Source organism: Vibrio sp. 10N.286.52.F8, assembly GCF_041468745.1.
Lineage (GTDB): Bacteria > Pseudomonadota > Gammaproteobacteria > Enterobacterales > Vibrionaceae > Vibrio > Vibrio crassostreae_C.
In genome coordinates, this window is sequence record NZ_JBFRJF010000018.1 from 14792 (window position 1) to 27141 (window position 12350).

General features: G+C 44.5%; 8 protein-coding genes. 5 read left to right on the forward strand and 3 right to left on the reverse strand.

Features of this window, described 5'->3' with window-relative positions; genetic code table 11:
• Window position 1: 1 nt before the first annotated feature.
• The 3 genes from AB4133_RS10490 to AB4133_RS10500 form a co-directional block, all read right to left on the reverse strand.
• Window positions 2–985, reverse strand: a complete 984-nt coding sequence (locus AB4133_RS10490) for a MoxR family ATPase (protein ID WP_004730485.1) — start codon at window positions 983–985, stop codon at window positions 2–4.
• A gap of 184 nt (window positions 986–1169) precedes the next feature.
• On the reverse strand, window positions 1170–3578 hold the full coding sequence (locus AB4133_RS10495; RefSeq protein WP_372224382.1) for a tetratricopeptide repeat protein: 2409 nt from the start codon (window positions 3576–3578) through the stop codon (window positions 1170–1172).
• Window positions 3579–3770: 192 nt separating this feature from the next.
• The gene (locus AB4133_RS10500; RefSeq protein ID WP_372224384.1) at window positions 3771–5318 is read right to left on the reverse strand and encodes an arylsulfatase; all 1548 of its coding nucleotides are present in this window, start codon (window positions 5316–5318) and stop codon (window positions 3771–3773) included.
• A 346-nt stretch (window positions 5319–5664) separates the two neighbouring features.
• Between AB4133_RS10500 and AB4133_RS10505 the strand changes: the two genes are divergently transcribed.
• The 5 genes from AB4133_RS10505 (at window position 5665) to AB4133_RS10525 (ending at window position 12265) form a co-directional block, all read left to right on the forward strand.
• Window positions 5665–7227, forward strand: coding sequence for an arylsulfatase (locus tag AB4133_RS10505; protein WP_017064704.1), 1563 nt, complete (start codon window positions 5665–5667; stop codon window positions 7225–7227).
• 352 nt (window positions 7228–7579) lie between these two features.
• Window positions 7580–8674, forward strand: coding sequence for a cytochrome-c peroxidase (locus AB4133_RS10510; protein ID WP_017060011.1), 1095 nt, complete (start codon window positions 7580–7582; stop codon window positions 8672–8674).
• Window positions 8667–11054, forward strand: coding sequence for an ATP-binding protein (locus tag AB4133_RS10515; RefSeq protein WP_372224386.1), 2388 nt, complete (start codon window positions 8667–8669; stop codon window positions 11052–11054). The genes AB4133_RS10510 and AB4133_RS10515 overlap by 8 nt, the downstream gene beginning before the upstream one ends.
• Window positions 11055–11067: 13 nt before the next feature.
• Window positions 11068–11493, forward strand: a complete 426-nt coding sequence (locus tag AB4133_RS10520; RefSeq protein ID WP_017060013.1) for a hypothetical protein — start codon at window positions 11068–11070, stop codon at window positions 11491–11493.
• Between the two features lie 106 nt (window positions 11494–11599).
• On the forward strand, window positions 11600–12265 hold the full coding sequence (locus AB4133_RS10525) for a DUF2057 family protein (RefSeq protein ID WP_017060014.1): 666 nt from the start codon (window positions 11600–11602) through the stop codon (window positions 12263–12265).
• Window positions 12266–12350: the final 85 nt, after the last annotated feature.

Genomic DNA, 12350 nt, shown 5'->3' on the forward strand with positions numbered 1-12350 from the left:
GTTATCCGATCTCAACATTATCAAGCAGTTCTTCAACCACTCTTTGATGGTCAACACCATCGGCCAATGCATCGTAAGACAATGAGAATCGGTGACCTAATACGGTTGGCAACATGGCACGCACATCGTCTAACGTGACGTGGTCACGCCCTTGCAGCCACGCATAAGCGCGAGCACATTTATCCAATGAAATAGATGCACGAGGGCTTGAACCAATTTCAATCCATTTCGATAAGTCTGATTCTGGATAACGCTCAGGTTTACGAGTCGCCATTACCAAAGCCACAATGTAGTTCTCTACTAAATCGGAAACGGCAATGTCTGGAAGTTGGCGGCGCGCTTCAAGCACTAATTCAGGTTCAATATGCTGTGGAGTGACTAATTCCGAACTCGTCTCGCTACCGAGTTCCTCACTGCGCACAAGTCGAATGATGTCGCGTTCAGCTTCATCTTCTGGATAGTCGACCGTGACTTTCATAATGAAACGGTCCATCTGTGCTTCAGGCAGTGGATACGTACCTTCTTGCTCAACTGGGTTTTGCGTAGCGAGCACCATGAATAGATCTGGCAGAATATGAGTTTGACCACCCACCGTAATCGTCCCTTCCGCCATGGCTTCAAGCAGAGCCGCTTGTACCTTTGCAGGAGCACGGTTCACTTCATCGGCTAAAACAATACTGTTGAAAATAGGACCCGGTTGAAAGTGCAACTGAGGCTTTCCATCAAGCTCTTGATACACTTCTGTACCGGTTACATCTGATGGCAGCAGGTCAGGCGTAAACTGAATTCGACCAAAACTGGTGTTCAGTAGGTTCGCCAGCGATTTCACTGAACGAGTTTTCGCTGTACCGGGAAGTCCCTCTAAAAGCACATGCCCATTAGTCAATAACCCTATCACCAGAGCCCGAACGACGTGGCTCTGACCGATAACACTTTTCTCTGTTTGTTCAATCAGTTGGTTAATTGCTTGTTGCGCATGGTTCATAGGTCTTCCCTTAATTCAATCTGGCTGCGTACATCCTACTCACAAGCCCCATAACTATTAGTTATACACGTGATAATTGTTCATCAGCGCGATAAGTTATAAACGTGATAATTGCTCATAAGCGCGATAATTAGTTACAAGCGAAATAAGCAGCAAGCACAATAGCCAAGCTCACCTCATCGCTTTATTTAAACTTAGCTTTCAATTGGTTAATTGCCTCCGGCGGTGCCACTTTGCTCAATGATGAAATACATTGCTCAAACGCCTTTGGTACGCCCGGTATTTGGCTGTTTCGCGCCAACACTTCACACTGGGCATACAGGTGCTGTGGGTTACGGCTAAATTGGTAAGCCTTGTGCAGTGATTGACTTGCCGCAAGCACATCCGATTTCTCCAAAGCCAATCCGTACACATACCAATATTGTGGGTCGGTTTGCGCAGTTTCAGCGGCTTGTTTAAGGTAGTCCGTTGCTTGTTCGTAATCTTTCACACGAAGCAGAGACAATCCTGTGCTGTATGGCAAAACACTCGATTTAGGCTGAGCTTCAATACCTTGCTTCAAGGTCGACAACGCTTTTGCCTCGTTACCTTGCGCTCGATACAAATCCGCTAAATTGGCGTAGCTGTTTTCGAAATAAGGCTCAATCTCGATAGCGCCTAGATAAAACTCAATCGCTTTGTCGTGCTGGCCTAAATCTCGGTAAACGTTGCCTAGGTTAGTACGTCCAAATCCTCTGTCGGCATTAAATTGCTGTATTTCAATGTACTCTTCTAATGCAGGCTTGATTTGGTCTTTCTGCAGAGGGTTCATTTCTCCCCAATAACGCACTAATACGCCTGCGGTTTCTGAACGAATCGACAATACAGGGTCTTTCAGTAGCGGCTCTAGAATTTGCCAACGGTCAGTGAATGGGAAACCAGACGAGCCTTGTACCACACCCAAACGGATCATTTCATCATCATGTTTCACCGCTCTTGCCAGCGAAATAAGCGTATTCTTACCCGTATTACCGCCCAAACGTTCTAAGCTCGATGCACGAATGATATTGCTTAAGCTAGAGTCCTGAGCCGAGTATGCCAACGCATCCTCTGCACCTCTGTGCCCTATCGAGTCAGCATAAAAGGCAACGGCAAAGTGCTGCTGATTACGATACTTAGAATCTGGGAACCACTCACCGATTTGCTTATCTGCCCACTGGTCGGTTTGATCTGCATGACAGCTAGTGCACACGTTCGGCGTTTTAATGTGTTGGCTAATATCAGGACGTGGGATATGCCAACTGTGGTCACGCCTTGGGTCGACCTCCATGTAAGTCGTCTCTGGCATGTGACAAGTCGTGCATTGTGAAGCTTCAGTATTCGCTTCGTGGAATGTGTGCTTTTCAGGCGTGTATTCTGATGCAATATGACATTGGCTACACACGGCTTCTTCCGCAATTTTTAGTTCAGCGGTATGAGGATCGTGGCAGTTAGTACATGTGACGCCTTTTTCAGCCATCACGGATTGAAGGAAAGATCCGTAAACGTAATCTTCATCGTAGATTTGACCATCGTTGTGGTAAAGCTCTGGGGTAATCAAGCTCAAGCGATACTTATCAAAGAAAGACCCGTTAACGTGATCACCCGTTTCATTTAACTGAGTACGACGGCTGTGGCATTGAGCACAGGTTTGAACTTGATTGGTATGGATGATGTCTTTTGGTTGCAGGGTTGAATTACCCTCTTGATAGATCCACTCTTTGACCGACTTCGACAAGTCGCGGTCAAAACCATAATGCGCCGAGACTGGAGCATCCTTTCCACCGTTAGCTTTTGCTAGCTGAGCCTTTTCAACGTGCTCACTCGCAGGGCCATGACACGCTTCACAACCGACATTAATCTCAGACCAAGTAGTGTTGTAGGTATTACTCGCGCTGTCGTAGTTTTTCTCTAGGTTCGTTGAATGGCAATCAGCACACATGAAGTTCCAGTTTTGACCGCTATTGGTCCAGTAGAATTCATCGGTGTTGGTGGTATCAGGATAGAGGTGAAACCAGCGTTGACCGCCTTCGCCCTCAGTGCGAGAATCCCAAGCGAAAGGAATCAACTGTACACGGCCGTCTTCAAATTCAACCATGTATTGTTGTAGTGGTTCAAAGGCAAAGGTATAGCTGATTTTGTAATCTTTAAAGTGGCCGTCTTGCCCTTCAATATTGACCCAGAACTCTTCGCCCTTGCGGAAAAATCGGTTGGGTTTACCGTCATGAGTGAATGTTTGATCGTTGAAATCGCCTAATACAGATTCGTCTGTAGCGTGCTTCATCGCCATATCATGATGAGAGCCCTCCCACGCTTCGACTTCTGCACTATGACAATCAACACACGCTTCCGAACCGACATACGTGGCTTTAGAGCCGATAGGTAAAGCATCAGAGCTAACGGGTGACGCTACAGAGTTGGCCTTTGAAATATCAGAGTTGATATTAGGATCTTGCTCGTTGGCATAGGCGTTCAGACTGAACAGCGACAACATCAGTGAAGACAAGATTGCGGATAATACTGCGACTCGCTGGTGTTTCAATCCGTTTACCAGTGAGCACAACCATGCAGACATAACATTCCTTGTTTTTATACATCCTTATGCTTAATAAGGTAGACGTAAAAACAACGAATTTACAATTATTTAGTGGCAATGAGCTCGATTGTTGTGATTCGTATTCACGACCGGGATTTACTCATCGATATGCGCATAAAAAAAGAGCTCCTAAGAGCTCTTCAATCTGTTCAGTTTCACTCAAACAATCACTTACTTGTTATGAGATTCCTGCAGTTTTTCCATTACCTGATCCAAGCTAAAGCTCGCAGCTTTTTGACGTGGCGGATATTCAGCAAAGGTTTCTAGGAACTTGCCGACATACGCTTGTGCTGGAACGAACATATAAGCATGGTCTAACAACCAGTCGTAGTATGTGTTCGATGTAATGTCTGCGTTTTCGTATGGGTCCATACGCAGGTTAAACAGCTTAGGAAGACGTAACGTCACGAACGGTTCAGCCCAGATTTGCATGGTACCCGTTGCACGCTGCTCCATGAACACCGCTTTCCACTGGTTGTAACGAAGCGCCGCTAAATCACCATCATCGGTAAAGTAGAAGATCTCCGAACGACGGCCTTTCTCTTCTTCACCGGTTAAGTAAGGAAGGAAGTTATAACCATCTAAGTGAACTTTAAACGTTTTATCACCCGCAGTATGACCTTTCAGTAGTTTCTCTTTGATCTGATCATCACCAGCGGCTGCAACGAATGTTGGCATCCAGTCCATGTGGTGCATGATTTCATTTGAAACACTGCCCGGTTCAATCTTACCAGGCCAACGAACCATTGCTGGTACACGGTATGCGCCTTCCCAGTTGGTGTTTTTCTCACCACGGAACGGGGTTGTACCCGCATCAGGCCAAGAGTTCATGTGAGGGCCGTTATCCGTTGAGTAGAAAACAATCGTGTTGTCTTTGATACCCAACTCATCCACTTGCTTCAATAGTTGCCCAACGTGTCGATCGTGCTCAACCATACCATCAGCGTAGTTACCGACACCGGTTACGCCTTTACTGTCGGCTTTCACGTGCGTTCTAAAGTGCATACGTGTCGCGTTCCACCACACGAAGAATGGTTTGTCCGCTTTCACTGCGCGATCCATAAAATCAAGTGCCGCGTCTAGTGTTTCTTCATCAACCGTTTCCATACGCTTACGCGTCAGTGGACCGGTATCTTCAATCTTGCCATCAGCGAATGACTTAATGACACCACGAGGGCCAAATTTCTTACGAAACTCAGGATCGGTTGGGTAATCTTCATTCTCTGGTTCTTCTTCAGCATTTAGGTGGTAAAGGTTGCCAAAAAATTCGTCAAACCCGTGTGCTGTTGGAAGGAATTCATCTTTATCGCCAAGGTGGTTTTTACCAAATTGACCTGTCATGTAACCCATAGGTTTCAGCATTTCTGCGATTGTCGCGTCTTCTGCTTGTAAGCCAATGTCTGCGCCCGGCAAACCTACTTTACTCAAACCCGTTCGTAATACACTTTGTCCCGTGATAAAGGTAGAGCGACCCGCAGTACAAGATTGCTCTGCGTAATAGTCCGTAAACATCATCCCTTCTTTCGCGATGCTATCAATATTCGGGGTTTTGTAACCCATGAGACCGAAGGTGTATGCACTCACATTGGATTGACCAATATCGTCCCCCCAAATAACCAATATATTTGGCTTTTCAGCCGCAAAAGTGGCGCTGGACGCGGCCATCATCGCTGTACCCAAAATCGCTAATCGACGTTTAGCGCCATATTTCGCTGTCATAGAAACCTCTTCGTAAGTTATTTGCATCCTGCCCTACAACGTATAGTCCATTTTTTACACATGCGCGAGATTCCCTAAGCTATTAATCTTTTTGTCATTTTTATTGAGATACGGATACAGAAATCATCGATAAGGTTTACGCCAACAAACATGATAAGGATCACACATACAAACTAAGGCTTTATTCTACGTACCCACTGGAGCTGATATTAATCAATAGGTTACCTAAGCATCATAACGATTGGTTATAAGCACTATAAAAGGACGTAACGGAATTTTGAGAATAACATTTGCTCATCGATGCGTTGTTCTAACGCATTAATCTTAAAAGTGAATCGGAGTCCTTATGGGTACTAAAATTAATAAACTAGCATTAGGTGTTGGCTTATTAGCAGCTTCTTCAGCGGCAACAGCAGCGGAAAAACCGAATATTCTTGCTATCTGGGGTGATGACATTGGTGTTTTCAACATCAGTGCATACAACAACGGTATGATGGGTTACGAAACGCCAAACATTGACCGTATTGCGAATGAAGGCGCACTATTTACTGACCACTACGGTCAACAATCGTGTACTGCTGGTCGTGCTGCATTCCTAACCGGTCAAGAACCTTTCCGTACTGGTCTATTGACTATCGGTATGCCAGGTTCGGACCACGGTATCCCTGATTGGGCTCCAACGATCGCAGACCTTCTTAAAGAACAAGGCTACATGACCGCTCAGTTTGGTAAGAATCATATGGGTGACCAAGACAAACACCTTCCAACGAACCACGGCTTTGACCAGTTCTTCGGTAACCTATACCACTTAAATGCAGAAGAAGAGCCTGAAACATATTACTACCCTAAAGACCCAGAGTTCCGTAAGAACTACGGCCCTCGTGGTGTAATCAAGTCTACTGCTGACGGTAAGATTGAAGATACTGGCCCAATGACGCGTAAGCGTATGGAGCATGCGGATGAAGAGTTCCTAGAAGAATCTCTAGCATTCATGGAAAAAGCGGTAAAAGCTGACAAACCATTCTTCATCTGGCACAACACCACTCGTATGCACGTGTGGACTCGCCTACAAGAGAAATACCAAGGTAAGTCAGGTATCAGTATTTATGCTGATGGTATGTTAGAGCATGATGACCATGTTGGTGTGCTTCTAGACAAGCTGGATGAACTAAAAATCGCTGACAACACTATCGTAATTTACTCTACCGATAACGGTGCTGAAACGGTTTCTTGGCCTGATGGCGGCGCAACTTACTTCCACGGTGAGAAAGGTACAACTTACGAAGGTGGTATGCGTGTGCCTCAGCTAGTTCGCTGGCCTGGGACTATCAAACCTGGAACTAAAATCAACGATATCATGGGCCACCAAGACTGGATTCCTACTCTACTAGCAGCCGCTGGTGATGATAAAGTGGTTGAGAAGCTAGCATCTGACAAAGGTGCAACTTACAACGGTAAAAACTGGCGCGTACACCTAGATGGTTACAACTTCCTGCCTTACTTCCAAGGTAAAGAAGAGAAAGGCCCTCGTGACAGCATGCTTTACTTCTCTGCTAACGCTGAGCTAAACGCAGTACGTTGGAATGACTTCAAGATTTCGTTTGCTGTGATGGATGGTAACATTGTGGATGCAGTTCGTTTCCAACCAAACTGGCCTCAAGTTGTTCACCTACGTGCTGACCCATTCGAGAAAGCACCGCACGAGTCTGGTATGTACCTACGCTGGATGGCAGACAACATGTGGTTATTCGTTCCAGTAGGAAATCAGGTTCAAGAGTTTATGACGACGCTACCAGATTACCCTATGCAGAATAGCCAAGTACTGAACCCAGGTAACTTCAACCAGAATGCATACATGCTTCAAGGTAAACTTAAGCAACTAGAAGCGGCAGCAGCGCAAGCTAAATAAGCCTATCTAGGCGATGCAAACTGTATAGATGTGTATTTAACTAAGATTTATAGTAAGTACATAATCGAGTACGAAAGCCGTGATAACTCACTTGAGTTACCACGGCTTTTTTCGTTTAACGCCATTCGGCTTAAATTCAATTGAAAGAGCTTCATTCAATTCTGACTAAGATCTCCCGATCAATCCCCGCTAGACAACTACCTAAGCGATTTAATTTCCTACCACTTGTCTTGCAACATCAAGTATGCGCAACTAGGTTTATAAATAACACCTATCATTGGAAAGTGAAATGAAGGTGATATCAGAAGGATTCTGAATTGCCATAATTGTCAAAACTAGATGGACTAATGTTATGAAAACGCCATATTTAGCAGGAATAAGCATCACTGTCATTGTCGTTTCAGTCGCTATGCTAGTTTATGACGCGGCCTCTTCAAAAATGCACACCTCGTTCGAACACCAAGAAGATCACGCCCATGAAAGCGATCATGATGACTCTCACTCTTCAGGGCACTCCGCACATTCCGAAGAAAAGCACGCACATAAAACCGTCGCTTCAAGCCAACCCATATCCCCGATTCCAAACTCTCCCGAGATAAATCATGAGCTGGCCAAAATTGGTTGGGTGCTATTTAAAGACCCGAACCTTTCTTCTAACCGCAGTGTGAGCTGTGAAAGTTGTCATAGCCTGCAAACCAACGGCGCAGAGGTAATTCCAGTTTCGATTGGCGTAAACGGCGCAGGGATGAGAAATTCACTCACCGTTTTTAACGCAGTCTTTAACTATCGGTTCTTCTGGGATGGTCGAGTAAACAACCTCGGCGATCAAATTGATGGCCCAGTGCACAACGTCGATGAAATGGATTCAAACTGGCAACATATTACGGATTATGTGTCTCAATCGAAAACTTACATCGACTTATTCCAAGAACAATCAACGCCCATTGACGAAGCTTCAATTAAGGCTGCTCTTATTGAATTTATGCAGGGTTTGACCACACCCAATGCCCCTTTCGACCTGTATTTACAAGGTGACAGCGCAGCACTTTCTGAAACCGCCAAACGAGGTTGGGAAACTTTTCAAGAAGAAGGCTGTATTCGTTGCCACCAAGGTACCAACATTGGTGGAGGCATGGTGATGCGATTTGGTTACTTTGGGTTATCGAAAACAGGAGCCGAGCGAAGTGAAGACCAAGGTCGTTTTATGTTTACCGCTAAACCACAAGATAAGGATTTATTTCGTGTTGCGAGCTTAAGAAACGTGGCGATCACTGCACCCTATTTTCATGACGGGCAAACAGCCACACTCGAAGAAGCGATCAAAATAATGGGTGAAAGCCAACTCGGTAAAACGTTTGAAAAACAGGCCATAAACGATATTAAAGTCTTCCTCGAATCCCTAACCGGTAACCGTCCTCAAATGTTAATGGAGTTTGAAAATGAATAAGATCAGACTCATATTTCTACTGTTTGTATCGCTTTTCATCGGCTTAATTAGCTTTATTATGCTGACCTACTCCGAGCATGAAAAGGTCACCGAATATGGAGTGCCTATTCGGCAGTTAGGCCATGAAGTATTAGAAATGCGTGATCATATCACCAATGCAGCGCTTGCGGGTATTTCCAACCCTTATCAAATGTCTGCAGATTTGGTTGCTTTAGAAAGAGAGTTGCAACTACTCAGAGAAAGTTATCAAAGCGAGAATATTCACTCTACGTTCTTTAAACACTTACCGACAGCGCAATTATTGGATCGCTTTTACGATGCTTCAATGTCGAACTTAGATACGCTAGACAACCTAGTAGGACTTAGTGTGGCTCGTCAGTTTATTTTGCAATCTTTGACTCTACAACTCACAGAGAGCAACTCAACTGATGCTGAGATAAACAATGCAAATATCGACATTCAAAGCGCGCTTCTTGCGAGTGTGTTGGTTGGGGGAATCGAAATTAACCATTCAGGTGTTAACTCCGAGCTGGCGAACCTTTATAAAACGTTTACCGAACTCAACCAACAACAAAGTCAGCTGTTATCTCAAGTACTTTCAGCACACAGCATGGAGTATATTGAACATATTGAGCATGAGTTTACCGATCTGCAAGACCAACTTAAAAGTATCATCGTTAAGCTTATTATCGTTTTGGCGTTGCTGACTTTAGCGTTCTCATTCACCATGTTTATTTTTCGAGTCTTCGAACTCAAAAGAAACAACCTCTCCTATCAAGAAGCCGCAGACAAAGCAGAAAAAGCCAGCGAAGCAAAATCTCTCTTTCTCGCTACCATGAGCCACGAGTTACGCACCCCAATGAATGGCGTATTAGGCATCGCTCAGATAATCAAGGAGGATTCACACAGCGAGAATACTCGTAAACACGCCCAAATCATCATTGACTCTGGTCAGCATCTCGTCACCATATTGAATGACATTCTTGATTTTTCTAAGGTGGAGCAAGGCAAGATGGAGTTGGAATACAGCCCGTTCTCTGTCACCGACGTCGTGACACACCTTGATAAAACATTGACACCTCTTGCAGAAGACAAAGGCCTCGCTTTTATCATTAAAGATAACATTCCTACCAATATTCAGTTGATTGGTGACTCTGCACGTACACGTCAGATCTTATTTAACTTAGCAGGCAATGCAGTCAAATTTACTGAGTCAGGAAAGGTCGAAGTAGAATTCTTGATAGCCCCTACTACTCCACCAAGCGTGAATATTTTAGTGACGGATACGGGTATTGGTATAGCAGAAGACAAGATCGACCATATATTTACCGCCTTTGAACAAGCTGAGCTTTCAACAACCCGTAAGTTTGGTGGCACAGGGTTAGGGCTTTCCATTGTTCAGCAGTTAGTCGAACTGATGGGCGGAACAATTAAGGTTTCCAGCCAGCTTGGTTTGGGCACTCAATTTAAGATCTCTTTGCCGTTAGAAATGCATGAGCTTGAAGAACAAGTCATCGACCAAACGCCAACCAAAACCAATGAGACTCTCGATGACTTCTCAGTATTGTTAGTCGAAGATAACAAGATCAACGCAATGGTGATTAGGAAGTTCTGTGAGTCGATAAACTTAACGGTTGAGAATGCCTACGACGGTTTACAGGCCTTAGATAAGTTGGCGTCAAACCAATATGACCTGATCATAATGGACAACCATATGCCAAACATGAGCGGTATTGAAGCGATTCAAAAAATCCGTGGCGAACTCAAGCTGACTACGGTTGTTTTTGCATGTACCGCCGATGTATTCAAAGAGGCCCACGATGAATTCATCGAATCAGGCGCAGACTTTGTACTCACCAAACCGTTACAGAAAAACAGCTTACAAAACGCCATCAACGAGTTTCACCAACAGTTTGAGGTCAACCGCCATCACTCCGTTAACACACACAATCTTCCAAACAAGGAAAAAAGTAACATCACGATGTTAACGCGTCACCCTAAGAACAAATTGCCACTCACAGAGGAAGAACTGTCGCGTAGCCAATTTTTAACTAACGATGAGCTTAAAACAGACGAGAAACTCAAATGCTTAACTTCTCTCGTTGATGAGCTAGAAAACGAAATCGATGAGTTGATAGAGCTATTTTCGGATGCCAAGCAAGATGATCTATCCAGAACATTAAAGGCGGTTAAAGCGATTGCATCAAGGTATGAAATGAGTGAAGTATTCGAGCTCGCAACCGAAGCTGAGAAGGTAACGGAGAAGCACATCATGCCCGAGGCTGAATTACTTCAGCAACTCATCAATCGCTTGATAGTCAACAGCCATCAAGCAACACGATTAATACACAAACTCCATCAGCAACGAAAAACGGGGTAAAAGAAGGTGTCATATGATATGGAATGTAAATTTACCTAGCACTGGCCCACATTTATTCTTAGCACTCGGTGCCACAATCATTTTTGTGGTCGACTGTCATGTTCCTTTGGGCATTGCCATGGCCGTGCCCTACATAACGATAGTCTTGCTCGCAGCCACAACGAAAGATCCACTATCAGCCGTGATGTGGGCTATTGGCTGCACCTTACTTACCTTATTGGGTTACTACTTATCTGGTAGCGGCAGCGAAACCTGGTTTGTCGCCTTCAACCGAGTCATTACCATCTATACCATTTGGGTGGCGGCAATTATTCCTATTTATATCTCTTTACCTTCTCCTCAAGCCTCACTGGACGTCGATGATGACGTGACAGAGGAAAGTTCAAGATCACGCCCTCACTCGCACAGAAACCATACAATCGACACGTTCAAAAACTAGGCTTTGGTTAAGTTTCGGTGAATTTTTCCAAATCGAGACAAGGCAACTTGAAATACTTCTTTATGCATGCGAGTGTAGAACTACTCACCTAAATAACTGTATGACTATGAAAACATTACAATCCATTGCGCTGCTTTCGACAATTATCGCAGCACCACAAGTGTTAGCTGACGTAACAATTGAAGTTCCTTCTAGCGCAGATGCTTTAGTCGAAGTCTTAGCTGTAAATGAAGCTAAACCCGATCTTGACGGTGGTTTCTTCTCTTCGAGCAAAACGATCACCGTTCCAGATGGCGTAAACCAAATCGTTTTCAAATATCAACTGGCTTTCAGCCAAGGTAACGACCGAGAGTTTGTCGATAGCGATACCATTATTGCTACTTTTGATGCGACAGACACAGCATTGACGTTTGACATGCCTAAGTTCCGTAACACCAACGAAGCGAAAAAAGGCCTTCAAAACTTAGATTGGAAACTGGTTGATAAAAACCAAAATGCAATCAGTGTTAAGCAAGACAAACTTATCAAAGATGGCATGCAGATTGGTCGTAAGTACCCACAAGAAGCGAAGGAGTACAACCAGAAAGGCGGCATCGCTGCACTTACAGTAGGTGCTAGCGCGGGCGTAGCAGCTGCTGTCGCACAACCGGTAACGCTTCCAGCAAAGATTGACGGAAATGCAGCAAATACAGCTGAAGAGATGCTCTATTTCTGGTACGAAAAAGCGGATGCTGAAACCAAGCAGAAATTCAAAGACTACGTGAACAAGTAGCTCAATGAGCTTAATTTAAAAATGAAAGAAGCTGGCAAACTGCCAGCTTCTTTTTTGTCTTCATCTAGATGATTTAGGCTTATAG

Coding starts and splice junctions, on each gene's coding strand:
- AB4133_RS10515 (WP_372224386.1), top strand. CDS start 8,667: ATGAATAAGATCAGACTCATATTTCTACTGTTTGTATCGCTTTTCATC.
- AB4133_RS10500 (WP_372224384.1), bottom strand. CDS start 5,318: ATGACAGCGAAATATGGCGCTAAACGTCGATTAGCGATTTTGGGTACA.
- AB4133_RS10520 (WP_017060013.1), top strand. CDS start 11,068: ATGATATGGAATGTAAATTTACCTAGCACTGGCCCACATTTATTCTTA.
- AB4133_RS10525 (WP_017060014.1), top strand. CDS start 11,600: ATGAAAACATTACAATCCATTGCGCTGCTTTCGACAATTATCGCAGCA.
- AB4133_RS10510 (WP_017060011.1), top strand. CDS start 7,580: ATGAAAACGCCATATTTAGCAGGAATAAGCATCACTGTCATTGTCGTT.
- AB4133_RS10490 (WP_004730485.1), bottom strand. CDS start 985: ATGAACCATGCGCAACAAGCAATTAACCAACTGATTGAACAAACAGAG.
- AB4133_RS10495 (WP_372224382.1), bottom strand. CDS start 3,578: ATGTCTGCATGGTTGTGCTCACTGGTAAACGGATTGAAACACCAGCGA.
- AB4133_RS10505 (WP_017064704.1), top strand. CDS start 5,665: ATGGGTACTAAAATTAATAAACTAGCATTAGGTGTTGGCTTATTAGCA.